This is a genomic window from Leucobacter luti (assembly GCF_050310065.1).
Lineage (GTDB): Bacteria > Actinomycetota > Actinomycetes > Actinomycetales > Microbacteriaceae > Leucobacter > Leucobacter luti_B.
The window spans coordinates 2,893,597-2,917,423 of sequence record NZ_CP190007.1 but is presented as its reverse complement, the minus strand read 5'-3'; the positions used below and the strand labels follow the sequence as shown (position 1 = coordinate 2,917,423).

Sequence of the window (23,827 nt, the reverse complement as noted above, 5' to 3'; positions counted from 1 at the left end):
AACCGGAAGGCAGGGCGGCAGGCGCCCGGAACTCAGGAGATGACATGGCAGTCGACACGCTGTTCACGGGCGGCCGGATCAGGACATTCGATCCCGAGCAGCCCTGGGCCGAGGCCGTCGGCGTGACGGGGGACCGGATCAGCTACGTCGGCTCGGCGGAGGACGCGCCCGCGGCACGCACCACCGTCGAGCTCGACGGCCGGCTGCTCACGCCCGGCGTCGCAGACACGCACAACCACCTCCTGCTCGGCTTCGACGACCTCGCGGTCAGCCTCGACCAGGTGCAGAGCCTCGACGTCGTGCGATCCCGGATCGCCGCATTCGCCGAGCGGCACCCGGAGCTCGACTGGATCTGCGCGGAGAACGCGCTGTACTCGGTCGTCGAGGGGCGCAGGCCCAACGCCGACGACCTCGTGGGCGTCACCGACCGGCCCGTGTTCATCACGACTTACGACCAGCACTCGGTCTGGCTCAACCGGCCGGCGCTCGCGAAGCTCGGGATCCTGAACGGCGGCGACATCGCCTGGGGCAACCCCGAGATCGATGCGGCGACGGGCGAGCCGACCGGGTGGGTGACCGACTTCTACACGAGCGCCATGACGGTCGACGGCCTCGCAGAGCTCCAGCGCGACATCCCGCTGTACTCGCCCGATCGCCGCTACCGCAAGGTCACGAACAGCCTCGACATGGCGGCGCGCTTCGGCATCACGACGGTCGTGGAGCCGCAGGTGCCGCTCGCCGAGCTCGACCTCTTCGCCAGGGCCGAGCGCGAGGGCAAACTCACCTCGCGCACGATCGCCGCGATCTATCATCCGGCCGCGGCAGACGCCGACTTCCGGCGCCGGATCACCGAGGCGATCAGGGAGACGCCCCAGCACGATCGCTTCAAGCTCGGCATGGTGAAGCTCTACGCCGATGACGTGATCGAGCCGCACACGGCGGCCATGCTCGAGGACTACGCCAACCGGCCGGGCCACCGCGGGCACACGAGCCTCGAGCCGACCGAGTTCACGAAGCTCTTCGTCGAGCTCGACCGGCTCGGCTACCAGGTCCACACCCACGCGACGGGGGACTGGGGGATCCGGCTCACGCTCGACTCGATCGAGGCGGCGCAGCGCGCGAACGGTGTGCGCGACGCGCGGCACGGGATCGTGCACGTCGAGTGCCTCGCGCCCGAGGACCTGCCCCGCTTCGAGCGCCTCGGCGTCGTCGCGGCGATGCAGCCGCGGCACGCCTCGCCCGACCTCGTGGCGGGCACCTGGATGGAGAACGTCGGCGAGGCCAGGTGGGATCGCGCGTGGCGCTTCCGCTCGATGATCGACTCGGGCGCGCGCGTGACCTTCTCGAGCGACTGGCAGGTCGGCGAGATGGATCCGCTCGTCGGGATCTACAGCGCGATGACGCGCGCCCGCCTCGACGGGCGCGACGCCTGGACCGAAGACGAGCGCCTCGACCTCGACCGCACGCTCGCGGCGTACACGCGCGGCGGCGCCGAGGCCTTCCACCACGAGGGCGGGCTCGGGATCCTGCGCGAGGGTGCGCTCGCCGACGTCGTCGCCTGGTCGGGCGACCTCTACGGGATGGAGCCCGCGGAGATCCTGAGCCAGCGCGCCGAGCTCACGGTCGTCGGGGGCCGCGCGATCCACGATGCACGGGAGGAACTTCCCGCCCAATAGCCAAGGGGGTGCGAGCGGTTTCGCTCGCACCACCGCCAGACTCACCGCTGTACTTCACAACGGAGTGAAAGGAATCACCGATGTCCGTTCCGACCTCGCACTCGGCCGTCGCCGCAGGCGACGATCTGCATGCCCAGCAGAACGCGCAGAACGCGCAAGACGCGCAAGGCGCGTCCCCCGAGCCCCACCTCAAGCGCACGCTCAAGCTGCGCCACCTCGTCTTCATCGGCCTCGCCTACATGGCCCCGCTCGCGGTCTTCGACATGTTCGGGATCGTCTCGGCCGAGACCGACGGGCACGTGCCGCTCGCCTACCTCGTCGTCATGGTCGCGGTGCTCTTCACCGCGTTCAGCTACTCGCGCATGGTGCGCTTCTTCCCGATCGCAGGCTCCGCGTACACCTACGCGAAGGAGGCGATCAACGCGCACCTCGGCTTCCTCGTGGGCTGGGCGGCAACGCTCGACTACCTGCTCCTGCCGATGATCAACGCGATCCTGTCGGGGATCTACATGGGGGCGGTCTTCCCCGAGGTGCCGTTCTGGGTGTGGGTGCTCCTCACGGTCGCGATCTGCACCGCCCTGAACCTCGTCGGCGTGAAGCTCGCCGCGAGCATGAACGTGCTGCTCGTCTCGATCCAGCTCGCGGTCGCGGTCGTCTTCGTGGTGCTCACGATCGTGAACATCGCGAACGGCGCGAACGACGCGGAGGTCTCGATCCGGCCGTTCTTCTCGAGCGACATCCAGGTCGCGTCGATCGCCGCGGGGGCCGCGATCCTCGCGCTCTCCTTCCTCGGCTTCGACGCGGTGTCGACGCTCGCCGAGGAGGCTGAGAAGCCGGAGCGCGACATCCCGCGCGCGATCTTCATCATCATCGGGGTCGCCGGCGCCTTCTTCCTGACGGTCACCACCGTGATGCAGCTCCTCTTCCCGGACGTCAGCCTGCTCGAGGACGTCGTCGGCGCCTCGCCCGAGATCGCGAAGTACATCGGCGGGGCCGCGTTCCAGGCGATCTTCGTCGGCGGTTACATGATGGCCGTGCTCGGCTGCGGGATCACGCAGCAGATGAGCGCGGCGAGGCTCCTGTACGCGATGGGCCGCGACGGCGCGCTGCCGCGCAAGCCGTTCGGGCGGATCTCGGGCCGCGCGGGGGTGCCGGTCGCGAATGTGCTGATCGTGGCGGCGATCGCCCTCACCGCGCTCTTCGTGGACCTGGATCAGGCCGCGTCGATGATCAACTTCGGGGCCTTCATCGCGTTCACCTTCGTGAACCTCTCGGTGATCTTCGTGTTCTTCCGCTTCCTGAAGCGGCGGAGCGCGGGGGCGTGGCTCGGCTTCGTGCTCGTGCCAGCGGTCGGCGTCGTGATCAACGTGTGGCTGTGGCTCAGCCTCGACGCCGTGTCGATGGTGATCGGCGGGATCTGGCTCGCGCTCGGGATCGTGTACCTCGTGATCAAGACGCGCGGTTTCAGAGCCGCGCCGCCCGACCTCACCGGCCCGATCAACGTCGGGATGTACGAGTAGCGGCGATCCCGTACCCGCGGGGCGGTTGTTAGCGATTTCGGTTCGTATGAGGCCTCATACGAACCGAAATCGCTAACAACCCCCTTCAGGCGGGGAGCGGCGGTACTAGCCCGCGTACGTCTCCACGTTCAGGATCTTGACGGCGATCTCCTTGCCGTTGGGCGCCTCGTAGCTCACCTTGTCGCCGACCTTGCGGCCCAGGATCGCGACGCCGAGCGGGCTCTCCGCGCTGTACACGTCGAGGTCGGAGCCGTCGGCGAGCTCTCGGTTGCCGAGCAGGAAGCGCTCCTCGTCGCCGAAGATGTCGGCGGTGATGACCGTGCCGACCTCGACGACGCCACTCGCCTCGGGCGCCTCGCCGACGACCGCGTGCTTCAGGAGCTCCTCGAGGTCGCGGATCCGCGCCTCCATCTTGCCCTGCTCGTCCTTCGCGGCGTGGTATCCGCCGTTCTCCTTGAGGTCGCCCTCTTCGCGAGCGGCCTCAATACGTGCGGCGATGTCCTTGCGGCCGGGTCCGGCAAGCTCGTCCAGCTCCCCCTTGAGCCGGTCGTAGGCCTCCTGCGTCAGCCAGGTTGCAGTGGGGTCGGCCATAGTCGATCCTCAATTCAGTGTGCGCCCGGGGCTCGTGTGTCCGCGGGCTCGGAGGTATAGGCAACGCCCCGCACGAGTCGGGGCGCACGTTCCACACTATCAGGCGGTGCCGTGAGAGCGCCCGAGGTCGCTCAGGGAGGGCGTTACTTCTCGACGACCCAGCAGGTGCGCACGGTCGCCGCCGTCGCCGGCGTCGTCGTGATGAGGTTCGCCGTGACCGTGTGGGTGCGCACCTCGGCGTCCGGCAGCTCGACGACCTTCCAGCCGACGGTCGCCTTCGAGGTGTTGAGCGCCTCGACGGCGCACGCGACAGGGGTGTGCGCGGGGGCGCTGACCTCGAACTTCACGGCGAGGGACCCGTCGTCCTGCTCGGTGAAGCCGATGTCCTGCGCTGACACCTGATTGGTGTTCTGCCACCCGCTGAAGAGGACGAAGCCGATCCCCGCGGCCACGAGCACTGTGGCTGCGGACCACGCGAAGCGCTTGTCGAAACGGTTGCGGCGCCCGGATCCGTAGCGATCCTCGAGGGTCTGCGCTCGCGTGGGTGGTTCGCTCACAGGCCGCACTTCCTCCGCATGATCCGGAGTCGCCCCCGAAGTCGCGCTCGACACGGGTTCCTCCGATCTGTGCTGGGTAAACTGGTTCTCTGTTGCCAGCGTATCGGTGTTGCCCGGTGCGCACGTGTGAAAGGACGCGCATGACGCTCAGGTTGATCGCGGTGCACGCGCACCCTGACGATGAGTCCAGCAAGGGCGCAGCGACGTACGCGCACTACCTCGACCAGGGCGCCGAGGTGCTCATCGTGAGCTGCACGGGCGGCGAGCGCGGCGACGTGCTCAACGAGCTCGTGGCGCGGGATCCGAAGAGCAAGCGGGATCTCTCGGGCCTCCGTCGCGACGAGATGGCGCGTGCGCGAGACATCATCGGCTTCGAGCATCGCTGGCTCGGCTACCAGGACTCGGGCCTCCCCGACGAGGGCGATCCGCTGCCGCCCGGCTCCTTCGCCGACATCCCGGCGAAGATCTCGGCCGAGGCGCTCGTGCGCATCGTGCGAGACTTCCGTCCCCACGTCATGATCACCTACAACGAGCGCGGCGGCTACCCGCACCCCGATCACATCAGGTGCCACGAGATCAGCAGGATCGCCTGGGAGACGGCGGGCGACGCGACGGCCTATCCCGATGCCGGCGCCCCGTGGTCGATCAAGAAGCTGTACTACGAAGAGATCTTCAACGTCGAGCGGGTCAACACGGTCTACCAGTGGCTCGTCGACAACGACCCGGATTCGCCGCTCGTCGGACAGGTCGCCGAGATGCGCGAGTGGATGTCGAAGCGGGCGTTCCGCGGCACCGCGAAGATCGATGTCGGCCGCTTCTTCGAGCGCCGCGACGAGGCGCTGCGCGCGCACGCGAGCCAGGTGCCGCCCGACAGCCCGTTCTTCTTCTGGTCGAACGAGCTGCAGCGCGCGGCCTGGCCGTTCGAGGACTTCCGTCTTGCCGCCTCGCGCGTCGCCACGAGCGAGTTCGAGGCCGATCTGTTTCAGGGAATTGAGGAGGGCGCCTGATGGGCCTGTTGAGTGCGGCGATCCGGATCGCCGAAGAGACCGAGTTCGATCCGACCAAGGTGACGCCGGGGGTCGAGGGGTTCATCTTCACGGGGCTCATGGCAGCCGGGATCATCGTCCTGGGATTCCTGCTCGTGTCGCGGCTCCGCCGCAACAGCTACCGCCACGAGGTGCGTGAGCAGATCGCCGAGGAGCTCGCCTCGCACGAGGACGGGCGGGGCGGCGGCGGTGCGAGCAGCGGCCCGAACGGCCCTGATCCGGACGCGAAGGCGTAGCGTCCGTGCGGGCCTTCGGTGACCCGGACACCTTCGGCGATCCGGACACCTTCGGTGATCCCGACGCGGGGTACGGGCCCGGGGGCGATCGCTGGGAAGACGAGCAGTGGCCGGGGGAGGCGTGGGGTGAGCCCGCGTCCGCGCCCGTGGCCATGGCCACGCAAGCGGCGCCGGATCAGGATCCGGCATCGCTGACCGCTCCGGCCCCGGATCCCGCGCTGCCCTCGCACGCAGGGCAGGATCCGCTCGCCGTACTCTCCGAGGTCTTCGGCTACGACTCGTTCCGCGGTGAGCAGGACGAGATCATCCGGCACGTCATCGGCGGCGGCGACGCCGTCGTCCTCATGCCCACGGGCGGCGGCAAGTCGATCTGTTACCAGATCCCGTCGCTCGTGCGCGAGGGCACCGGGATCGTGCTCTCGCCCCTCGTCGCGCTCATGCACGACCAGGTCGCGGCCCTTCGCCTCGCGGGGGTGCGCGCCGCGGCGCTGAACTCGGCGATGAGCATCGACGAGCGGCGCGACGTCGAGCGCGCGTATCGCGCCGGTGAGCTGGACGTGCTCTATCTCGCGCCGGAGCGGCTGTCGTCGCCAGGCGCGGTCGAGCTGCTCTCGCAGGGCCGGATCGCGCTCTTCGCGATCGACGAAGCGCACTGCGTGTCGCAGTGGGGGCACGACTTCCGCCCCGACTATCTGCGGCTCGGGGCGCTCGCCGAGCGCTGGCCCGACGTGCCGCGCATCGCGCTGACCGCGACCGCGACGCCCGAGACGCACCGGGAGATCACGGAGCGCCTGCACCTGCAGGGTGCGCGGCACTTCGTGTCGAGCTTCGACCGGCCGAACATCCGGTATCGGATCGTGCCGAAGCAGAACGCGCGGGCGCAGCTCGTCTCGTTCGTGCGCGGCGAACACCCCGGTGAGGCCGGGATCGTGTACGCCCTCAGCCGGAAGCGGGTCGAGCAGACCGCGAAGGCGCTGCAGGATGCCGGCGTCGACGCCGTCGCCTACCACGCGGGGCTCCCGGCGGAGGTGCGCGCCGACGCGCAGAACCGCTTCCTGCGGGAGGACGGGGTGGTCGTGGTCGCGACCATCGCGTTCGGGATGGGGATCGACAAGCCCGATGTGCGCTTCGTCGCGCACATCGACCTGCCGAAGTCGGTCGAGGGGTACTACCAGGAGACGGGGCGCGCGGGCCGCGACGGCCTGCCGTCGGAGGCCTGGATGGCCTACGGGCTCGCCGATGTCGTGCAGCAGCGCCAGCTCATCGAGTCGGGCGACGGGGACCAGGCGACCCGCGCGAATCAGACGCGCCACCTGGACCAGATGCTCGCGCTCTGCGAGGGCGTGACGTGCCGCCGCGTGTTCCTGCTCGCGTACTTCGGGGAGACGGGGGCGGAGGCGTGCGGCAACTGCGACGTGTGCCTCGAGCCGCCGAAGCTCTGGGACGCCACGATCCCGAGCCAGATGCTGCTGTCGACAATCATCCGCACGCTGAAGGAGCGCGGCAGGAGCTACGCCGCCGGCCAGCACATCGACGTGCTGCGCGGTGTCGGATCCGAGCGCGTCTCGCAGATGCGGCTCGACGAGCTCACGACGTGGGGGATCGGCGCCGAATGGTCGGTCGCGCAGTGGCGCGGGATCGTGCGGCACCTGCTCGCCGTCGGGCTGCTCGAGGCGCGCGGCGAGTGGGGCGTGCTCGCGCCGACGCAGGCCGCGAAGCCCGTGCTGCGGGGCGAGGCAGAGGTGCAGATGCGCGAGGAGGTGTTCGCGCGTGGATCGGGATCCGGCGGCGGTCGCTCGCGCAGGGGCGCAGGGGGCGCCGGGGGCGGCTCCGGATCCGGCGGCGCGAAGCGCTCGGCCGCTGCCGCAGATCTCACCCCTGAGCAGGGGGAAGTGTTCGAACGCCTGCGCGAATGGCGCGCCGGCGAGGCGAAGCGGCAGGGCGTGCCGGGGTACGTGGTGTTCGGGGACGCGACGCTCGCGGCGCTCGCCGTGCACGAGCCGAAGTCGGACGAGGAACTGCTCGCGATCAGCGGGATCGGCCAGGTCAAGCTGGAGCGCTACGGCGAGGCCGTCCTCGCTCTCCTCGCCTAACCCCGTCGCTGTAGAGGTGGCGCGGGAGGTCCGCCGGGGGTGCTGTGGCTATGCGCCGCGGTTGAGGTCCATCCATTCGGCCCACGTCGAGCCGGTGCCGGAGACCGCGCCGGGATCCGTGATCGAAGCCCGCAGCCCCAGCAGGTAGTAATCGATGTGGCGCAGGTGCACCTCGGCGGCGCGCTCGGCGGGCAGCGCGAGCCGCGGTCTGAGGTGTGAGATGCCGAGCAGGAGGTCGGCCGGGGAGTACGTCGACGGCACGAAGCCCGCGTCGATGTCGTGGGCGATCAGCCGTTCGAGCACGAGCCGCAGCTCCTCGGACATCTCTGTGATCTCGGGTGACTCGCTCTCTGGCCTGCCGACGGTCATGAGGAGCGGTGTCTCGGTCCCCGCGACGTGCCCGCGCAGGAAGCGCCCGACTGCGGATCCGGAGCCCTCGACAGCGTCGCGGGCGATCCTGATGACGTCGCCGAGCACGAGGATCCGGAGCTGCCGCACCAGCTCGTCCTTGCTGGGATAGCGCCGATAGATGCTCGCGACGCCGATGCCGGCGTGCTTCGCGATGCTCGACATCGAGGCGCCCCAGCCCTCCTCGGCGAACACCTCGCGCGCCGCGTCGAGGAGGATCCGATCGTTTGCGCGCGCCTCCCGTTCGCGGCCCCTGGGTCGTCCCTCGTTCGACATGGTTCCATCGTAGCCGCGATCTTGCTACTATCTTGATCGGAACGAAGCATTCCGTTCCGCCATGAACGAAAGCCGCAGACCAGCGGCCGAATCGATCGGAAAGGGCACTCAGTGACCGCACAGCTTGAGACCGTTGGCACGCCGACCGAGGAACAACAGGGGCGCTCGGCAGCGCGGCGCACCGGGCCGCCCGCCGGATTCACCTTCGCCCTCGCCTCCGCGGTGCTCGCGTTCTCCATGATGCAGACGCTCCTCGTGCCGGCCCTCCCCGTGCTGGCCGCGCAGCTCGGCGTCAACGCGGCCACCGTCGGCTGGACGCTCACCGCCTACCTCCTGAGCGGCGCCGTCGCCGCGCCCGTGATCGGCTCGCTCGGCGATCGCTTCGGCCACCGGCGCGTGCTCATCGCGGCCATGCTCGTGTTCGTCGCGGGCGCCGCGCTTGCAGGCCTCTCCGGATCCTTCGCCGTCATGCTCATCGGCCGCGTCCTGCAGGGATCCGCCACGGCCTCGTTCCCGCTCGCGGTCGCGATCGTGCGCGCGCATCTCGTCGGCCGCGACCAGGCCGCGGCGATCGGGTGGCTCTCGGGCACGCTCGGCCTCGGCGCGGGCTTCGCGCTCGTGGTCGGCGGCCTCGTCACGGATCTCCTGGGCTGGCCCTGGCTCTTCGCGCTCGGCGGCGCCCTCGGCCTGCTGTCCGTCGGGCTCGTTGCCTGGCGCGTTCCCGCCTCCGAGCAGGGCGAACCCGCGCCCCAGGACTGGCCGGGCATCGCCCTGCTCGTCGTCACGCTGCTGCCGCTCCTCCTCGTCGTGTCGCAGGGCGCCTCATGGGGTTGGGGCACGCCGCTCGTCATCGGCCTCGCGGCGCTCGCCGCGGTGGGTCTCGTCGCGCTCATCCTCGTCGAGCGCACGCGCCCGCACCCGCTCATCGACCCGAAGCTCTTCACCTCCCGCGCGCTCGCGGCGACGAACGCGCTCACGCTCTTCCTCGGCTTCGTGCCGTACGCGTTCTACGTCGGGCTCCCGGTGCTGCTGCAGGCGGCGAGCGGCGGGATTGGCCACGACCTCGGGGTGACCGCGACCGGCATGGCGCTCCTGCCCGGGGCGGTCCTCGTCTTCCTCGGCGGGCGCCTCGCGCCGTGGCTGCTCGGGCGCCTGAGCGGGCGCGGGACCGCATCGCTGTCGCTCGCGCTCATGGCGGCCGGCGGGGTCGGGATCGGGATCCTGCCCGGCTCGCTCGCGGCGATCATCGGCTTCTTCTGCCTGATCGGCCTCGGGAATGGGATCGGCTTCGCCGTGGTGGCCGAGCTCATCGCGGGTCATGCGCCGCGCGACGGGCTGGGGGCGGCGCTCGGCGTGAACGGCGTGCTGCGCACGGTCGGGTCCGCGTTCGGCACGCCGATCGCGACGCTCATGCTGACGACCGTCGCGCTCGCCGCAGGGGGAGCGCCGACCGCGGGCACCTTCCAGGCCCTCTTCGTCATGGCCGCGGCGGTGTCCCTGCTCGGCGCCGCGCTGGCGTTCCTGATCCCGGGCCGCCCTCGAAGGGACGCCTAACCCCCTCGTACCTTGCCGGTTCTGCGCTGCATGGTAGCTGTTATCGCCGATAGAACACGCAGGCAGCGCAGAACCGGCAAGGTGGGTCGAGGTTGGAGGGGCTTCGGGCGCGTGCCCGGCTAGCGGAGGAAGACCGGATCGAGCGCGACGAGGAGCGCCGCGGTCCAGTGGCAGAGGAACGCGAGCACGGTCAGTGAGTGGAAGATCTCGTGAAACCCGAACACCCCGGGCACCGGGTTCGGGCGCTTGATCCCGTACACGACCGAGCCGAGCGTGTAGAGCAGCCCGCCCACGATCACGAGCACCATCGACGCGAGATTCGCCTGGGCGATGTCGACGATGTACATCATCGCCGCCCACCCGAGCAGCACGTAGAGCGGCACGTACAGCCAGCGCGGCGCCCCGATCCAGAACACCCGGAACCCGATCCCGAGCAGCGCCCCCACCCACACGAGCACGAGCAGCAGGATCCCCTTCGACTGCGGCAGCGCGAGCAGCGCGATGGGTGTGTAGGTGCCCGCGATCAGGAGAAAGATGTTGGCGTGGTCGAGCCGCCTGAATACCTGCTTCGTCTTCGGCTTCCAGTTGAAGCGGTGGTAGAGCGCGGAGACGCCAAACAGCAGCATGCTCGACAGCATGAAGACCGCAGACGCCCACTTCGCGACGGTGCCGTGCGCGAGCGAGATGAGCACGATGCCGGCGGCGATCGCGATCGGGAACGTCCCCGCGTGGATCCAGCCCCGCCAGAGCGGCTTCTGCTCGGCGGCCGCCGCGTCCTCGTTGGAGTGCTCCGCCGAGTGCTCGAGCGCGTCCTCGAGCAGCGGCAGTGAAAGCGAATCGGGCTCGGGAAACGACGAAGCGGCGCGCTCGGTGCTCGGGTCCTCAGTGCCTGGTGAGGTCATACTCCGAGTGTATGGTGGCGACAGAACCGAAGCGGCATGTATGTAGGGAACACCCAGATGCCGAACCCTCCTGCGCCGCCAGGGTTGAGGCCGGGCCGATAGACTCGCAGGGTGACTTCGCAGCCATCCCCGCCGCGCGCCGGTCTTCTCTACCGGCTCTATCAGCGGCGGCTCCGGCGCGAGATCGACCCAGGCCGGATCCCGCGCCACATCGCCATGATTGTCGACGGGAACAGGCGCTGGGCGAAGCAGCGCCTGCAGGAGCGCGCGGCCTTCGGCCACCGCGCGGGCGCGCGCAAGATCCCCGAGTTCCTCGGCTGGTGCGAGGAGGCCGGGGTGGGCACCGTGACCCTGTACCTGCTCTCGGCCGACAACCTCGGCGCCCGCGACCGCACCGAGCTCGAGGACCTGTTCGGGATCATCGCCGAGCTTGCCGGCCAGCTGGCCGAGAACCCGCGCTGGCGGGTCAAGCACGTCGGCTCCTGCGACGGCCTGCCCGAGGAGCTCGCGACGGCGCTCGCGAACGCCGAGCGAGAAACGGCTGATCACGTCGGCCTGCACGTCAATCTTGCGGTCGGCTACGGCGGCCGGAGCGAGATCACGGCCGCGGTGCGCGAAGTCATCGAGGAGCATCGGGAGGCGGGCGGCACGATCGAGACGCTCGCGGATCGCCTCACCCCGGAGATGATCGGCGAGCACCTGTGGACCCGCGGCCAGGCCGACCCCGACCTCATGATCAGGACCTCCGGCGAGCAGCGCCTCTCGGACTTCATGATCTGGCAGTCCGCGCACTCCGAGTTCTACTTCGTCGAGGCGCTGTACCCCGACCTGCGCAAGGTGGACCTCCTCCGCGCGCTCCGCGACTATTCGACGCGCCAGCGGCGGCTCGGAGGCTGAACGACATGATCCAGCGTGACCCCTCACTCCCCGATCTCACGGGGCAGCGGGTTCTCGTGACCGGGGCTTCCGGGGGAATCGGCGGCGGGATCGCGCGGCGCTTCGCGGCCGCGGGCGCCCGGGTCGCCGTGCACTACCGGGGCGCGGCAGAGCGGGCGTTCGCGCTCGTCGAAGAGCTGCGCGAGCGCGGGGCCGACGCGGTAGCCGTGCGCGCAGACCTCTCCCAGGAGGGGGCCGCGGCGGTGCTCGTCGAGGCGACCGTGCGCGCCCTCGGCGGCATCGACGGCCTCGTGAACAACGCGGGCATCCAGCCGCTGCAGACGCTCGACGAGACGAGCCGTTCCGACTGGGATCAGGTGCTCTCCACGAACCTCGGCGCCGTGTTCGAGCTCAGCCGCGAGGCTGCGGCGGCGATGGTCGCGGGATCCGGAGCGGGATCCGGATCCGGATCTGAAGCCGCATCCGCATCCGGCCCACCGGCGAACCGCTGGATCACCCACATCGCCTCGGTCGAGGCGAGCCGCCCGGCCCCCGCGCACGCGCACTACGCCGTCGCGAAGGCGGGCCTCGTGATGCACGCGCGCGCCGCGGCGCTTGAGCTCGGCCCTGACGGGATCAGGGTTAACACCGTATCGCCCGGACTCGTCGAGCGGCCGGGCCTCGAGGAGGCGTGGCCCGAGGGGGTCGCGAGCTGGCGCGAGCATGCGCCGCTCGGCCGCCTCGCGACGTCCCGCGACATCGGCGACGCGTGCGTGCTGCTCGCGTCCCCCGCCGCGTCGTTCATCACCGGGCAGGACCTCGCGGTCGACGGCGGGATGCTCGCGACGCCGGGCTGGTAGCGGCGCAATCGCAGGCGCCGCCCGGAGCGGGCGCGCGGACGACGGAATCTCACGAGGGGGAACAGATGCAGGATCAGGAGAACACGGCGACGCAGTCCGCCGAGTCGATGTCGAGCCGGGGCGCGGTTAGCGGAGCGGTGCTGCGCGCCGACGCGATGCTGACGCCGGCCGGGGCGATCCCGGACGCGGAGCTCGAGATCGGCGCGGACGGCCGGATCGCCTACGCCGGCCCCGCCCGCCCGGAATCGCAGGTCACGCACGATCTTGCCGGGCACGTGCTCATGTCGGGCCTCGTGAACGGGCACACCCACTCGGCGATGACGCTGCTGCGCGGCGTCTCCGACGACGAGGGCTTCATGCCCTGGCTCGCCGCCGTGCAGGGGCTCGAGCAGCACCTCACGCACGAGGACGTCGAGGTCGGCCTCGAGCTCGCGATGCTCGAGATGATCGAGACCGGAACGACCGCCTTCGCCGATATGTACCACTGGGACGCGGCGCTCATCGAGCTCGTGCGCGCCGCGGGCATGCGCGCGCTCGTGGCGCCGGCATCGTTCGCGCCGGAGGCCGTGGGATTCCCGGGAGTCTCGCCGTGGAACGGCGCTGACGCGACGGACCACACCGAGCGCCTCGCCGAGCGCTACGCCGACGATCCCCAGATCAGGCTCGCCTACGGCCCGCACGCCCCCTACACCTGCCCGCCCGAGTTCCTGCGCGACATCGCTCGCCGGGCCGTCGAGCGCGGGATCCCGATCCACACGCACATCTCGGAGTCCGCGGCCGAGGTCGAGCAGATTCTCGAGCGCTACGGCGCGACGCCAGCCGACCACCTCGACTCGCTCGGGCTCTTCGAGGCCGACGTGCTCGCCGCGCACTGCGTGCACCTCACGCCGGGCGAGATCGAGCTGTTCGCACGCACGGGCACGGCGCTCAGCCACAACCCCGTCTCGAATCTCAAGCTCGGCAACGGCATCGCGCCGCTGCCGGAGTTCATCGAGGCCGGGATCCGGCTCACGCTCGGCACCGACTCCGTCGCAAGCAACAACACCCTCGACCTCTTCGAGGAGATCAAAACCGGCACGATCCTGCACCGCGGGGCGCGCCAGGACGCGGCGATCGTGCGCGCGGCAGACGTGCTCGACATCGCGACGAGGCGCGGCGCCGAGGCGATCGGGTTCCCCGAGACCGGAGCACTCGAGGCCGGCCGCCTCGCCGACGTGATCGCGCTCGACGCGCGCGGCTCGGCCGCGACGCCGTTCACCGCCGCGTCGCTCGTCTCCCACCTAGGGTTTGCCGCGACCGGCGCCGACGTGCGGCGCGTCTTCATCGGGGGCCGCGAGGTCTACGCCGACGGCAGGCACCTCACGCTCGACGCGCCCGCGATCAGGGCACGGGCGACGGCGGCCCGGGAACGGCTCGCGGCGGCTGCTGCCGCGGCGGCCGGATCCTGATCCGGGCCCAGCCCCTGATCCCGACCTTTTTCTTCACCACCCAGTACCATCGAAAGGCGCAACGCATGGCTCCCGTCCGACTTCCCGCAGATTCTGAACTCCCGCTGCTGCGCGCGCGGGTGTCCGAGCTCGCTGATCGCGCGCTCGTCGTGGGCGATCCGGGGCGCGCGGCGCGCGTCGCCGAGCGGCTCGACGACGTGCGCCAGCTGAGCGCGAACCGCGAGTATCACGTTTACGCGGGCAGTTACCGCGGCGTGCCCGTGACGGTCGCGTCGCACGGCGTGGGCGCAGCGGGCGCCGCCGTTTGCTTCGAGGAGCTCGCGCGAGGCGGCGTGACCAGGATCATTCGCTCCGGGACCGCCGGTGGGATCCAGGCGGAGGTCGTCGACGGGGCGGTCGTCGTGGCGACGGGCGCCGTGCGCGCCGACGGCGTGAGCCACCAGCTCGTGCCGACGGAGTTCCCGGCGATCTCGACGCCGGAGCTCGCGGTCGCGCTCAAGGCGGAGGCCGAGCAGACGGGCCTCGACGTGTTCAGCGGCATCGTGCTGACCGGGGATATGTTCTACCCGAGCGACGTGATCACCGGGATCGACCACCGCATGTGGCAGCGGGCCGGCGTCGTCGCGGTCGAGATGGAGGCGGCGGCGCTCTTCGTGATCGCCTCGCTGCACGGGATCGAGGCCGGCGCGGTGTTCGCGATCGACGGCAACCCGCTCGCCGCGAAGGACGACGCGATGGACGGCTACGACCCCTACCGCGAGATCGTGACGCAGGCCGTCGACGCGGCCCTCACGACGGCCCTCAACACCCTCGTAGCCTGACCCCACCTTGCCGGTTCTGCTCGGGCGGCTAGGCCAGGCGCGTGCGGTCGAAGGGGTCGAGGCTGATGCCGCGATCCAGCACCTCGCGCGCCCACTCGCGCGCCGAGTGCAGGCTGTGGTCCCGGTAGTTGCCGCAGCTCACGGCCTCGGTGCCGGGCACGTCCTCCCAGGTCACGCGCTCGGCGATGTCCTCCAGCGAGCTCTTGATCGCGGCCGCCACCGTCTCCGGCGTCGGCTCACCCCACGCGATCAGGTGAAAGCCGGTGCGGCACCCGAACGGCGAGATGTCGATGAGCCCCTCGAAGCGCGTGCGCAGCAGCGCGGCGAGCGTGTGCTCGATCGTGTGCAGCCCGCCCGTCGGGATCTCCTGGACGTTCGGCTGCACCAGCCGGATGTCGTAGTTCGAGATCGCGTCGCCCTTCGGCCCGTGCTCGACCCCGATCAGCCGCACATACGGCGCGAGCACCTTCGTGTGGTCCAGGGAGAAGCTCTCGACTTCGGCAAGTTCGACATCACTCATGCCGAAATTGTACCGAGGGCCCCCCGGCGCGATGCCGGAGGGCCCTCAGATGTCACTGCCTTACGGCCGCGTCTACGCCGCGCGCGCGAACTCGCGTCGCGTGAGCGCGATCCGCGTTGGGTCGCCGTCGGTGCCCTCCGCGATACGCACGTCCCAGCCGGCGCGATCCAGCGTCGCGAGATCGCCGCGCGCATCCGCGAGTCGGTCGGTCTCGACGAGGTAGATCGTGCGGCCTGCGGTGCGGTAGACGGAGCGGTGCTGCGCCCACACGGGCACGCGCATCTCCTGATCAGCACCGAGCGCGTGGTACGGCGTGCGGAGCGCCGCGCCCCTGCGGCTCGGCGCGTCGTCAATGCGTGCCGGCGCGCGGCCGTGCACGTTCCTGGTGTTCTTCTTCGTGGTCATTTCCTGGGTCCTTTCCTCGCGCACCTCCCTGGTGCGCGGCCGCCGCTGCGGCGCCGGGATCCTGCTCCGGATCATGTCCGGGATCCTGCCCCTCATCGGGGCCCGATCGGCAGAGGGATCGCAACTCGGGATCCCGATTCCTCGGCGCTGTGCGCGCGGTTGCGGCGGGCTGCCCCGCCGTCGCAGGCTCATTCATGCCTGCGGATCGCGCCGCCCGAATTGCCTGTTCGGCACACCGGCGGCGGCTGGTGATTCCCGTGCGCGAATGGTGCGCCGGGATGCGCTGAATAGCGCAGCTGAAACTTCTGAGATGTGGATTCGGCCCTGTTGAGATACTCGTTGCGGAGTTCACACGCCCAGCTCCGGGCGGTGGCCGATCCTTCGGTATTCGAAGCTCAGCTGATCAGTTTAGAACATCTCTTCGAAAAACGCTAGTGTGGGTTCGTTGTCCGGCTCGACGGGCCCGCCGGACCCGGAAGGGAACCATGACGGAAACCACGACTCTGCTGGTCTTTGCGCACCGCGACGAGGCCTCGGCCTTCGACGACGTGCCGCACCTCGTCACGGGCGTCGGCAAGGTCAACGCCGCGACTCAGCTCGCGGCCGCGCTCGCCGAGGCGGCCCCGGCGCCCATCGAGCGGGTCGTCGTTCTCGGCACGGCCGGCGTCGTCGGCGACGGGCCCGAGCGCCCGAGCCTCGAGGAGATCTACCAGGTCACGGGCGTGGTGCAGCACGATTTCTCGCTGCCGTCGCCGACGATCGTGCCCGCGGGGGAGCGGATCCTGCCGCAGGATCGCACCGCGGTGATTGCTACTGGCGACGTGTTCGTGAAGAGCGACGAACAGCGCGAGGCGATCGCCGCCCTCGGCGCGACGCTCTGCGACATGGAGTGCTACGCCTACGCCGCGGTGTGCGCCCGCTTCGGGGTGCCGCTGCAGCTCTTCAAGGTGCCGTCGGATTTCGCGGACAGCTCGACGACAGACGAGGAGTGGGACACGATCGTGTTCCGCAAGAGCGAGCAGCTGCGCGCGTTCTGGGACGAGCGGCTCGCCTGAAACGGCGGTTTTTCGTCCTGATCCGGGCCGGGATCGCGTTAGGCTCGGAGATTCGGGCCGCGTTGCGACCCGGAATCCGAGCGTGTGGAGGCGCGTAGTGGCAGAGGTTTGCGTATTCCAGGACCCCGAAGAGCTCGGGCGGGCCGTTGCCGAGCGGGTCGTCTCGGTGATCCGGAGCAAGCCGCGGGCCGTCGTCGGGCTCGCGACGGGGTCCTCCCCGCTGCACGCGTATCGCGCCTGGGGCGAGATCGCCCGGGCCGAGGGGCTGGATCAGTCCGGGGTGCGCGGCTTCGCGCTCGACGAGTACGTGGGCATCGATCCCGCTGATCCGCGCAGCTATCACGCGGTCATCCGGGATGAGGCGGTCGCGCTCTCGGGCCTCGATCCGGAGCGTGTCGAGGTGCCGTTCGCGGCGACGCTGGCCGATGCGGACGGGGCCGGGATGGCCTACGAGGGTGCGATCCGCGCGGCGGGTGGTGTGGACGTGCAGTTCCTGGGCATCGGCCGCAACGGGCATCTCGCGTTCAACGAGCCGGGGTCCCCTGCCGACTCGCGCTCCCGGGGGATCGAACTCACCGCCGAGACCCGCGAGGACAACGCCCGTTTCTTCGGCGGGATCGGGGAGGTTCCCGAGTTCGCGATCACGCAGGGGCTCGGCACGATCCTCGAGGCGCGCGAGCTGCTCGTGATCGCGGTCGGGGCCGCGAAGGCCGAGGCGGTCGCCGCGGCGCTCGAGGGGCCGGTCAGCGAGGATGTGCCCGCGAGCCTGCTGCGCCGACGCGGAGGGGTGACGTGGTTCCTCGACACGGAGGCCGCAAGCCAGCTCTCGGCCTGATCGGCAGCATTTTCGGCTGATGCGCTCGCCGCCCGTGCGGCGTACGCTTGCGGCATGTGCGCATCGTATGGACTCGGGGGCGGGAGCGGGAAGCCGCTGCCCGCCGATCTGCCGCCAATGAGCGACCCGGCGAACCTCACGCTGCTCGCAGAATGGGCTGATGAGCGGAAGGGTCGGGCCGCGATCACCGGCAAGAACGCGCTCAACCTCAACCCGCTGATCCACGCGCCGGAGGGCGAGCGGCGGATCGACCTGGGCTGGTGGTGGCTGTGGCGGGATCCGAGCGGGCCCGTGAAGTATTCGGCGTTCAACAGCCGCGACGACAAGCTGCTGCGCTCGTGGAAGGGCCCGTTCCAGCACCGCGCGATTCTGCCCGCGACCTGGTACGTCGAGAAGAAGGTGCGGTTCTCGCTGCCCGACGACGAGCTGTTCGGGATCGCGGCGCTCACCTCGACGGTCACGCTCGCGGACGGAACGCAGCGGCTGTCGTACTCGATGGTGACCCGCGACGCGGTGGGCGAGGCGGCCGATACCTGGCCGAGGATGCCGCTCGTGCTGCCGCGCGAGATGCACGACGAGTGGCTCGATCCGGCGCGTCCGGGCGATGAGTCGCTCGTGGCCGAGGCCCGCCTTGCCTCGGAAGGAATCTCCCGCGACCTTGCCGGTTCTGCCCCGGCTGTGTGATGTATCGCGGATAAACCGCACATCGAGCGCAGAACCGGCAAGGTGGGCGGGCGGGAGAACAGTCCGTAACGGGTGTGCATCGAAGGGTTGACGCGGAGCGGCGGGCCGCGGATCCTAAACGCATGTCGCGTTCCCTGAGAAGGTCGATGTCCGTTTCCGCGGTGCTGCTGCTCGCGCTCGCCGCCGCGGGGTGCGCCCCCGCCTCTGCACCCGGCTCAGGATCCGGATCCGGCCCCGGACCAGGCGGCGAGGACTCGGCGAAGAACTGGCAGCAGGCCTCCGAGAAGATCGTCGAGCAGACCCTTGCAGACGAGGGCATCCCGGGGGCCGCCATCTCGGCGACGCGCGACGGAGAGGCGTGGGAGTTCGTCACGGGTGAGGCCGACACCGAGTCGAAGACCCCGGTCGAGCCCGGCACCCCGTTCGCGTACCGCTCCATCACGAAGTCCTTCACGGGAACCGCGATCCTGATGCTTGTCGACAAGGGGGAAATCGGGCTCGACGAGCCGGTGGCCACGTACGTCGAGGGCGTCCCATCGGGTGACCTGGTCACGATCCGCATGCTGCTCGGCATGCGCTCTGGGCTGCCCGAGTACACGATGAGCGAGCGCTTCCAGGCGCTGCTGAATCAGGATCCGACCAGGGAATGGAGCGACAGCGAGATCCTCGAGCTCGCCTTCCAGCAACCGATGGCGTTCGACCCTGGCACCCAGTACAAGTACACGAACACGAACACGGTCGTCCTCGGCCAGGTCCTCGAGTCGGTGAGGGGCAGGAGCTGGTCGACCGTGGTCGATGAGATGCTGCTCGGGCCGCTCAAGCTCGACTCGGTCGACTACCCGGACAATCGCGCGAAGCCCGAGGGCACGGCCGTGCCCTACCAGGTGCACGAGAACGACGAGCTCGAGACGCTCCCCGACGTGCGCGCGAGCCTGTTCTCGGCTGCCGGCGGCCTCTTTGGGACCGTCGGCGACCTGCGCACGTGGGCGGCCGCCCTCGGTTCCGCGCAGCTGCTGCAGCCGAAGACGGCGGACGAGCGCTTCGCGCACGCCTCGCCGACGGAGGGCGACCCCACGAGCCCGCTCTACGACCAGTACGGCCTCGGCATGGGCGAATTTCACGGCTGGATCGGGCACACGGGCGTCGGACTCGGCTACCAGGCGCTCGCGATGTACCACCCGGACACCGGCGACAGCATCGCCATCGTCATGAACGGGGCGGGCGCGGATCCCGACGTCCCGGCGAAGATGTTCGAGAAGCTCCTCGCGGAGTGGGACGAGAAGTAGGCCGCTCAGGGGCCTGATCCGGCGCCGGTTCCGGATCAGGATCCGGATCCGGCGCAGCGCTCAGATCTCCGGCCCGTGGTCCACTGCGCGGATCACCGCCGTGAGTTCGTCGCGCAGCGCCATGAGGCGCTCGACGGGGAGGCCGAGCCGCTTGACCACCGCGGGCGGCACCTCGAGCGCCTCGCGCTTCAGCGCCCAGCCGGACTCGGTGGGCGAAAGTGCGAAGGTGCGCTCGTCGCCCGCGACGGCGGAGCGCTCGATGAGCCCGTACTGCTCCATGCGCTTCACGATGGGGGAGAGGGTCGCGGGGTCCATGCGCAGCATCTCGGCGAGGTCGCGGAAGCGCACGGGCGCCTCGCCCCAGAGCGCGAGCATGACGAGGTACTGCGGGTGCGTGAGCCCGAGTGGCTCGAGGATCGGCCGGTAGATCCCGATCACGCTGCGGCTCGCCACCGCGAGCGCGAAGCAGACCTGGCGGTCGAGCTCCAGCGCCTCCTCGGGCAGTTGTTCCATGCCCCGATCCTATCTCGTTAGTGCGCTAACGAGTGTGGTAGCGTTTTGTTTGTGGGCGAACAAGATTCTGCAGCTGCAGGGGCGGCCGAGACGTCGGAGCGCGCCGGGCGCTTCGGGCGCGCCGGACGCGCAAAGGCGCCGAAGCGCCCGAAGCGGCACCTCTGGCACAAGACGCCCTACGACGGCGTGCCCGGCATCTACGCGGCAGTGCAGCGCTTCCTCTACCAGATCGAAGGCCCAGCTCAGCTCGGGGATCGCGATGAGCCAGCGTACGTTCCGCCCGCCGACCCGAAGTGCCCGGTGTGCGGCGCCTCGCTCGACCAGCACGTGTTCTCGCGCGGCGGCCCTGGCAAGTCGACGCACATGAAGTGCCCGTCACCGGCCTGATCGGGCTCCGGATCCGGATCATGATCCGGATCCGCTCACTCGCCGCAGTGGCGCCCGTTCGGAGCTGACCAGACGGAGGTCCCGCTCGGCCGGTGCGGCACGAATCCCGCGAGCGCCGGGGCGTAGGCGACCTCGCCGTCCCCGCCGCTCAGCAGCTCGATCATGGCCCACCAGCCGTCGCCCGCGGCGAGCTGCCCGGGTGCCGGTTCGACGCCGTGCGCGGTTCGCAGGACCTGGATCGGGCTCACCAACCCAGGCTCACCAGCTCGTCCCCGGCGCCTTCGATCGCGTGCCGCGCGCGACCGTGAGGTGGCCGGGCCGCAGGCGAGGACTCCGCTCCGAAAGCTGGCACGCGGCCCTTGTGCGCGCTCGTCAGGATATCCCAGACGGGACGCCCCGCGCCCTACTCACGCTGCACTGCCCGCTCGTGACGCCGCTCCCGCCCGAGCCGGAGCTCCCTCAGCTTCCAGATCAGTGCCAGGCCGATCACGAGTCCGAGTAGGATCCCGGGCGCCTTGAGCGGCAGATGCGAGAAACCGGCGAACATCGCGCCCTCGGCAGCGGCCCAGGGATCGCCCCAGGTGAGCGGATGGGACAGCGTCGCCAGCGTGTGCAGGGTCACGTCGACGACCGCGCAGCCGAATAGATAGGCCAGGATCCGCCACCCCAGTTCCAGGCGTGGAAGCATGGCCAGGAGGCCGTACCAGGCGAACAGCGCAGCAAGGGCCATCACGAATCCCGTGATCGTGGACGCCCCGAGCAATGCGGGGGACCACGCCGGCTCGACGTTCATCCACAGCGTGAGGGCCCACGCCGCGGTGGTCACCACACCCGTGCAGGCCGCAATGATCAGCGCATCCTCGAGGAGGAACTCGATCGGCCGCCGGGAATCGGCGAAGGCGAGGTCATCCGCCATCGCGCGGCTCCGCCGTGATGGGGACATGCGAACCGTGCTGGACGCACGCCTGGCGCGCGGACAACGACTGCAGTTGCAGTGCCGCAAAGTCGCCGTCCTCAGCGGCCTTGATCGCGGCCCGCATCGGGACGGACACCTTGGTGCCGGTAGCAGTCGTGCGGATCCACGATCGGAACAGGGTTTCCTCCTGCTGCGCGATCGACGCGGGGGTCGCGTCCGGCTCGGCGCGCTCCTTGTTGACGAGATCCTCGAGGCCGGAGAGCGTTGCGAGTTGCCCGCACTCGATGTCGACCGTCACCACGCGCTCCTCGACGTCGACGTCCGACTGGGGGCCCTCCGTGATCTCGTCCCGCGGGACCTGAGTGTTGAGATACTGCTCCGGCTCGATCGGGAGGGGCGAATACCCGGGATCCAGCTCCAGATCCAGCTCGGGTTCGGGATCCTGGGCCGCTGGCGCGGCCGTGCACCCGGCGAGCAGAAGCATCCCGGCCGCCGCGGCGCATGCCGCAATGAGTGTCTTGTCGTGCATCGGTACTCCCGTTCGGGTGCGTCAGGTGCGGGGAGGTGGCGCCGGGCCCGGCGGCGCGCGGCTCGGCTTCAATATAGGGATTCGAGCGGGCTCGTGGGCCTGTGAGAATGGCGAGAACGGACACTTCGGCGTCTCATCAGGCGAAGAAAAAATGAGCACCGGATCCAGACATGACGAAGGCCCCGTCTCGACCGGATTTCTCCGGGAGGCGGGGCCTTCGTGGTGGCGGTGACGGTGGGATTTGAACCCACGGTAGGGGGTTACCCTACACGACTTTTCGAGAGTCGCACCTTCGGCCGCTCGGACACGTCACCGCGGAAAAGCATACGGGATTCGCCAGGTGAGCGCGAATCGAGGCGGCGCCGGATCCGGATCGGCGTGTCGCTCCTGGCGCCGGACGCCGCCCGCCCGTCAATGTCAGTGGCTCCGGATAGGCTCGGCGCATGGCGAAATCGACCCCCGGATACGCGTGCACCGAGTGCGGCTGGCAGACCACGAAGTGGGTCGGCCGCTGCGGCGAGTGCCAGCAGTGGGGCACGGTTGAGGAGCGGGCGAGGGCCGGCGCCTCGCTCGCGCGCACGACGCAGGTGGTGGCGCCGGGCGCCGGCCGCGAGGCGCGCCCGATCACGGAGCTCCGGGGCGACGCGGTGCGGCACCGACAGACGGGCATCGGCGAGCTCGACCGGGTGCTCGGCGGAGGGGTGGTCCCCGGTGCCGCGATCCTATTCTCCGGGGAGCCGGGGGTCGGCAAGTCGACCCTGCTGCTCGACGCGGCGGCCCGGGCCGCCTCGACCGGGGCGAAGGTGCTGTACGCGAGCGGCGAGGAGTCAACGGGGCAGATCCGGATGCGCGCGGAGCGCACGGGAGCGCTGCACGACACGCTGTTCCTCGCGAGCGAAACCGACCTCGCGACCGTGCTGGGGCACATCGCGGCGGTGGATCCCGAGCTCGTGATCGTCGACTCGGTGCAGACGCTCGCGAGCGACCAGGTCGATGGTTCGCCCGGTGGGCCCTCCCAGGTGCGCGAGGTCGCCGCAGCCCTGATCCGGGTCGCGAAGGAGCGGGGCACGCCCGTGATCCTCGTCGGCCACGTTACGAAGGACGGATCGGTCGCCGGCCCCCGGCTGCTCGAGCACCTCGTCGACGTCGTGTGCCACTTCGAGGGCGACCGGCAGACCGCGCTCCGCTTCCTGCGCACGCTGAAGAATCGATACGGCCCGACCGACGAGGTCGGGTGCTTCGAGATGACGGATCGCGGCATCGCGGAGGTCCCGGATCCGAGCGGGCTGTTCCTCAGCCGCGCGACTGCTCCCGTGAGCGGCACGTGCGCCACGGTCGCGATGGAGGGGCGGCGCGCGCTCCCCGTCGAGGTGCAGGCGCTCGTCGCGAAGAGCGCGACGCCGAACCCGCGGCGGGTGACGAGCGGGGTTGACCCCTCGCGGGTCGCAATGATCCTCGCCGTGCTCGAGCGCAGGGCGGGCGCCAGGATCCACGACCAGGACGTGTACGTGTCGACGGTCGGAGGGGTCAAACTCGCAGAACCCGCCGCGGATCTCGCGATCGCCCTCGCGATCCTGTCGGCCATTACGGATCGGCCGCTCCCTCACGATCTCGCGGCCTTCGGCGAGATCAGCCTCGCGGGCGAGGTGCGGCCCGTCGTCGGCGGGGCGCAGCGGGCGGGCGAGGCGAGGCGGTTGGGCTACGCGCGCATTGTCGACGCCGGATCCGAGACACTCGATCTGGCCAGGAAGAATGCGGGACTTTGACATGGCACATGGCGCCCAGGGGGCGGTCAGGGAGCCGCACAACGTTCCTGGAAATGGCGAGTAGACT

The 23,827-nt window shown here is 70.3% G+C and carries 26 protein-coding genes and 1 tRNA gene; 16 read left to right on the top strand and 11 right to left on the bottom strand.

Annotated features, from left to right (window positions below; all coding sequences use genetic code 11):
- Positions 1–44: 44 nt before the first annotated feature.
- Together ACOPJ3_RS13320 and ACOPJ3_RS13315 are read left to right on the top strand one after the other, a co-directional pair.
- Positions 45–1,676, top strand: coding sequence for an amidohydrolase (locus ACOPJ3_RS13320; protein WP_427869645.1), 1,632 nt, complete (start codon positions 45–47; stop codon positions 1,674–1,676).
- Between the two features lie 80 nt (positions 1,677–1,756).
- Positions 1,757–3,196 (top strand): APC family permease, encoded by a 1,440-nt coding sequence (locus ACOPJ3_RS13315; protein ID WP_427869644.1) that lies wholly within the window; start codon positions 1,757–1,759, stop codon positions 3,194–3,196.
- Between the two features lie 105 nt (positions 3,197–3,301).
- Here the strand turns inward: ACOPJ3_RS13315 and greA are convergent, their stop codons facing one another.
- On the bottom strand, positions 3,302–3,787 hold the full coding sequence (greA, locus tag ACOPJ3_RS13310) for a transcription elongation factor GreA (RefSeq protein ID WP_427869643.1): 486 nt from the start codon (positions 3,785–3,787) through the stop codon (positions 3,302–3,304).
- A 143-nt stretch (positions 3,788–3,930) separates the two neighbouring features.
- Positions 3,931–4,344: a DUF4307 domain-containing protein gene (locus tag ACOPJ3_RS13305; protein ID WP_427869642.1), complete on the bottom strand. Its 414-nt coding sequence runs from the start codon at positions 4,342–4,344 to the stop codon at positions 3,931–3,933.
- Positions 4,345–4,484: 140 nt separating this feature from the next.
- Between ACOPJ3_RS13305 and mca the strand changes: the two genes are divergently transcribed.
- From mca to recQ, 3 genes are all read left to right on the top strand, one after another.
- Entirely contained in the window at positions 4,485–5,351 is an 867-nt protein-coding gene (gene mca / locus ACOPJ3_RS13300; RefSeq protein ID WP_427869641.1) for a mycothiol conjugate amidase Mca, read from the top strand.
- The gene (locus ACOPJ3_RS13295) at positions 5,351–5,626 is read left to right on the top strand and encodes a hypothetical protein (RefSeq protein WP_427869640.1); all 276 of its coding nucleotides are present in this window, start codon (positions 5,351–5,353) and stop codon (positions 5,624–5,626) included. The genes mca and ACOPJ3_RS13295 overlap by 1 nt, the downstream gene beginning before the upstream one ends.
- A gap of 152 nt (positions 5,627–5,778) precedes the next feature.
- On the top strand, positions 5,779–7,719 hold the full coding sequence (gene recQ / locus ACOPJ3_RS13290; protein ID WP_427871235.1) for a DNA helicase RecQ: 1,941 nt from the start codon (positions 5,779–5,781) through the stop codon (positions 7,717–7,719).
- 48 nt (positions 7,720–7,767) lie between these two features.
- Here recQ and ACOPJ3_RS13285 read toward each other — a convergent pair whose 3' ends face one another.
- The gene (locus tag ACOPJ3_RS13285) at positions 7,768–8,403 is read right to left on the bottom strand and encodes a TetR/AcrR family transcriptional regulator (RefSeq protein WP_427869639.1); all 636 of its coding nucleotides are present in this window, start codon (positions 8,401–8,403) and stop codon (positions 7,768–7,770) included.
- Positions 8,404–8,514: 111 nt separating this feature from the next.
- Between ACOPJ3_RS13285 and ACOPJ3_RS13280 the strand changes: the two genes are divergently transcribed.
- The gene (locus tag ACOPJ3_RS13280; protein ID WP_427869638.1) at positions 8,515–9,957 is read left to right on the top strand and encodes an MFS transporter; all 1,443 of its coding nucleotides are present in this window, start codon (positions 8,515–8,517) and stop codon (positions 9,955–9,957) included.
- Between the two features lie 119 nt (positions 9,958–10,076).
- Here the strand turns inward: ACOPJ3_RS13280 and trhA are convergent, their stop codons facing one another.
- A complete protein-coding gene (gene trhA, locus ACOPJ3_RS13275; protein ID WP_427869637.1) occupies positions 10,077–10,859 on the bottom strand; it encodes a PAQR family membrane homeostasis protein TrhA in 783 nt (260 codons plus the stop codon).
- 111 nt (positions 10,860–10,970) lie between these two features.
- Here trhA and ACOPJ3_RS13270 point away from each other — a divergent pair, with 111 nt between their 5' ends.
- The 4 genes from ACOPJ3_RS13270 to ACOPJ3_RS13255 all read left to right on the top strand — a co-directional run bounded on the left by ACOPJ3_RS13270 (position 10,971) and on the right by ACOPJ3_RS13255 (position 14,864).
- Positions 10,971–11,756: an isoprenyl transferase gene (locus ACOPJ3_RS13270; protein ID WP_427869636.1), complete on the top strand. Its 786-nt coding sequence runs from the start codon at positions 10,971–10,973 to the stop codon at positions 11,754–11,756.
- 5 nt (positions 11,757–11,761) lie between these two features.
- Positions 11,762–12,595 (top strand): SDR family NAD(P)-dependent oxidoreductase, encoded by an 834-nt coding sequence (locus ACOPJ3_RS13265; RefSeq protein ID WP_427869635.1) that lies wholly within the window; start codon positions 11,762–11,764, stop codon positions 12,593–12,595.
- A 65-nt stretch (positions 12,596–12,660) separates the two neighbouring features.
- Positions 12,661–14,043: an amidohydrolase gene (locus tag ACOPJ3_RS13260; protein WP_427869634.1), complete on the top strand. Its 1,383-nt coding sequence runs from the start codon at positions 12,661–12,663 to the stop codon at positions 14,041–14,043.
- Between the two features lie 65 nt (positions 14,044–14,108).
- Positions 14,109–14,864 carry a nucleoside phosphorylase gene (locus tag ACOPJ3_RS13255; RefSeq protein ID WP_427869633.1) on the top strand — a complete coding sequence of 252 codons (756 nt, stop codon included), beginning with the start codon at positions 14,109–14,111 and terminating at the stop codon, positions 14,862–14,864.
- Between the two features lie 28 nt (positions 14,865–14,892).
- Here the strand turns inward: ACOPJ3_RS13255 and ACOPJ3_RS13250 are convergent, their stop codons facing one another.
- On the bottom strand, positions 14,893–15,384 hold the full coding sequence (locus ACOPJ3_RS13250; protein ID WP_427869632.1) for an S-ribosylhomocysteine lyase: 492 nt from the start codon (positions 15,382–15,384) through the stop codon (positions 14,893–14,895).
- A gap of 72 nt (positions 15,385–15,456) precedes the next feature.
- Positions 15,457–15,789 carry a hypothetical protein gene (locus ACOPJ3_RS13245; RefSeq protein WP_427869631.1) on the bottom strand — a complete coding sequence of 111 codons (333 nt, stop codon included), beginning with the start codon at positions 15,787–15,789 and terminating at the stop codon, positions 15,457–15,459.
- A gap of 485 nt (positions 15,790–16,274) precedes the next feature.
- Between ACOPJ3_RS13245 and ACOPJ3_RS13240 the strand changes: the two genes are divergently transcribed.
- The 4 genes from ACOPJ3_RS13240 to ACOPJ3_RS13225 all read left to right on the top strand — a co-directional run bounded on the left by ACOPJ3_RS13240 (position 16,275) and on the right by ACOPJ3_RS13225 (position 19,649).
- Entirely contained in the window at positions 16,275–16,844 is a 570-nt protein-coding gene (locus ACOPJ3_RS13240; RefSeq protein WP_427869630.1) for a purine-nucleoside phosphorylase, read from the top strand.
- Positions 16,845–16,941: 97 nt separating this feature from the next.
- Entirely contained in the window at positions 16,942–17,679 is a 738-nt protein-coding gene (locus ACOPJ3_RS13235; RefSeq protein WP_427869629.1) for a glucosamine-6-phosphate deaminase, read from the top strand.
- A 54-nt stretch (positions 17,680–17,733) separates the two neighbouring features.
- Positions 17,734–18,363, top strand: coding sequence for an SOS response-associated peptidase family protein (locus ACOPJ3_RS13230; RefSeq protein WP_427869628.1), 630 nt, complete (start codon positions 17,734–17,736; stop codon positions 18,361–18,363).
- A gap of 146 nt (positions 18,364–18,509) precedes the next feature.
- Positions 18,510–19,649, top strand: a complete 1,140-nt coding sequence (locus tag ACOPJ3_RS13225; protein WP_427869627.1) for a serine hydrolase domain-containing protein — start codon at positions 18,510–18,512, stop codon at positions 19,647–19,649.
- Between the two features lie 60 nt (positions 19,650–19,709).
- Here the strand turns inward: ACOPJ3_RS13225 and ACOPJ3_RS13220 are convergent, their stop codons facing one another.
- Positions 19,710–20,162, bottom strand: coding sequence for a MarR family winged helix-turn-helix transcriptional regulator (locus ACOPJ3_RS13220; protein ID WP_427869626.1), 453 nt, complete (start codon positions 20,160–20,162; stop codon positions 19,710–19,712).
- Between the two features lie 51 nt (positions 20,163–20,213).
- On the opposite strand from ACOPJ3_RS13220, the gene ACOPJ3_RS13215 reads away from it, so the two are divergent.
- The gene (locus tag ACOPJ3_RS13215; protein ID WP_427869625.1) at positions 20,214–20,549 is read left to right on the top strand and encodes a hypothetical protein; all 336 of its coding nucleotides are present in this window, start codon (positions 20,214–20,216) and stop codon (positions 20,547–20,549) included.
- Positions 20,550–20,584: 35 nt separating this feature from the next.
- Here the strand turns inward: ACOPJ3_RS13215 and ACOPJ3_RS13210 are convergent, their stop codons facing one another.
- The 4 genes from ACOPJ3_RS13210 to ACOPJ3_RS13195 all read right to left on the bottom strand — a co-directional run bounded on the left by ACOPJ3_RS13210 (position 20,585) and on the right by ACOPJ3_RS13195 (position 22,308).
- Positions 20,585–20,797 carry a hypothetical protein gene (locus ACOPJ3_RS13210; RefSeq protein WP_427869624.1) on the bottom strand — a complete coding sequence of 71 codons (213 nt, stop codon included), beginning with the start codon at positions 20,795–20,797 and terminating at the stop codon, positions 20,585–20,587.
- Positions 20,798–20,952: 155 nt separating this feature from the next.
- A complete protein-coding gene (locus ACOPJ3_RS13205) occupies positions 20,953–21,465 on the bottom strand; it encodes a hypothetical protein (protein WP_427869623.1) in 513 nt (170 codons plus the stop codon).
- A complete protein-coding gene (locus ACOPJ3_RS13200; protein ID WP_427869622.1) occupies positions 21,455–21,994 on the bottom strand; it encodes a hypothetical protein in 540 nt (179 codons plus the stop codon). Before ACOPJ3_RS13200 ends, ACOPJ3_RS13205 begins: the two co-directional genes overlap by 11 nt.
- Positions 21,995–22,217: 223 nt before the next feature.
- Positions 22,218–22,308 (bottom strand) — tRNA-Ser (locus ACOPJ3_RS13195).
- Positions 22,309–22,437: 129 nt separating this feature from the next.
- Between ACOPJ3_RS13195 and radA the strand changes: the two genes are divergently transcribed.
- Positions 22,438–23,760, top strand: coding sequence for a DNA repair protein RadA (gene radA, locus ACOPJ3_RS13190; protein WP_427869621.1), 1,323 nt, complete (start codon positions 22,438–22,440; stop codon positions 23,758–23,760).
- Positions 23,761–23,827: the final 67 nt, after the last annotated feature.

Bases quoted from the DNA above. Each gene is read 5' to 3' on its own strand.
- ACOPJ3_RS13320 (WP_427869645.1), top strand. From the start codon at position 45: ATGGCAGTCGACACGCTGTTCACGGGCGGCCGGATCAGGACATTCGAT.
- ACOPJ3_RS13315 (WP_427869644.1), top strand. From the start codon at position 1,757: ATGTCCGTTCCGACCTCGCACTCGGCCGTCGCCGCAGGCGACGATCTG.
- greA (WP_427869643.1), bottom strand. From the start codon at position 3,787: ATGGCCGACCCCACTGCAACCTGGCTGACGCAGGAGGCCTACGACCGG.
- mca (WP_427869641.1), top strand. From the start codon at position 4,485: ATGACGCTCAGGTTGATCGCGGTGCACGCGCACCCTGACGATGAGTCC.
- ACOPJ3_RS13295 (WP_427869640.1), top strand. From the start codon at position 5,351: ATGGGCCTGTTGAGTGCGGCGATCCGGATCGCCGAAGAGACCGAGTTC.
- recQ (WP_427871235.1), top strand. From the start codon at position 5,779: ATGGCCACGCAAGCGGCGCCGGATCAGGATCCGGCATCGCTGACCGCT.
- ACOPJ3_RS13285 (WP_427869639.1), bottom strand. From the start codon at position 8,403: ATGTCGAACGAGGGACGACCCAGGGGCCGCGAACGGGAGGCGCGCGCA.
- trhA (WP_427869637.1), bottom strand. From the start codon at position 10,859: ATGACCTCACCAGGCACTGAGGACCCGAGCACCGAGCGCGCCGCTTCG.
- ACOPJ3_RS13265 (WP_427869635.1), top strand. From the start codon at position 11,762: ATGATCCAGCGTGACCCCTCACTCCCCGATCTCACGGGGCAGCGGGTT.
- ACOPJ3_RS13260 (WP_427869634.1), top strand. From the start codon at position 12,661: ATGCAGGATCAGGAGAACACGGCGACGCAGTCCGCCGAGTCGATGTCG.
- ACOPJ3_RS13255 (WP_427869633.1), top strand. From the start codon at position 14,109: ATGGCTCCCGTCCGACTTCCCGCAGATTCTGAACTCCCGCTGCTGCGC.
- ACOPJ3_RS13250 (WP_427869632.1), bottom strand. From the start codon at position 15,384: ATGAGTGATGTCGAACTTGCCGAAGTCGAGAGCTTCTCCCTGGACCAC.
- ACOPJ3_RS13245 (WP_427869631.1), bottom strand. From the start codon at position 15,789: ATGACCACGAAGAAGAACACCAGGAACGTGCACGGCCGCGCGCCGGCA.
- ACOPJ3_RS13240 (WP_427869630.1), top strand. From the start codon at position 16,275: ATGACGGAAACCACGACTCTGCTGGTCTTTGCGCACCGCGACGAGGCC.
- ACOPJ3_RS13230 (WP_427869628.1), top strand. From the start codon at position 17,734: ATGTGCGCATCGTATGGACTCGGGGGCGGGAGCGGGAAGCCGCTGCCC.
- ACOPJ3_RS13225 (WP_427869627.1), top strand. From the start codon at position 18,510: ATGTCCGTTTCCGCGGTGCTGCTGCTCGCGCTCGCCGCCGCGGGGTGC.
- ACOPJ3_RS13220 (WP_427869626.1), bottom strand. From the start codon at position 20,162: ATGGAACAACTGCCCGAGGAGGCGCTGGAGCTCGACCGCCAGGTCTGC.
- ACOPJ3_RS13205 (WP_427869623.1), bottom strand. From the start codon at position 21,465: ATGGCGGATGACCTCGCCTTCGCCGATTCCCGGCGGCCGATCGAGTTC.
- ACOPJ3_RS13200 (WP_427869622.1), bottom strand. From the start codon at position 21,994: ATGCACGACAAGACACTCATTGCGGCATGCGCCGCGGCGGCCGGGATG.
- radA (WP_427869621.1), top strand. From the start codon at position 22,438: ATGGCGAAATCGACCCCCGGATACGCGTGCACCGAGTGCGGCTGGCAG.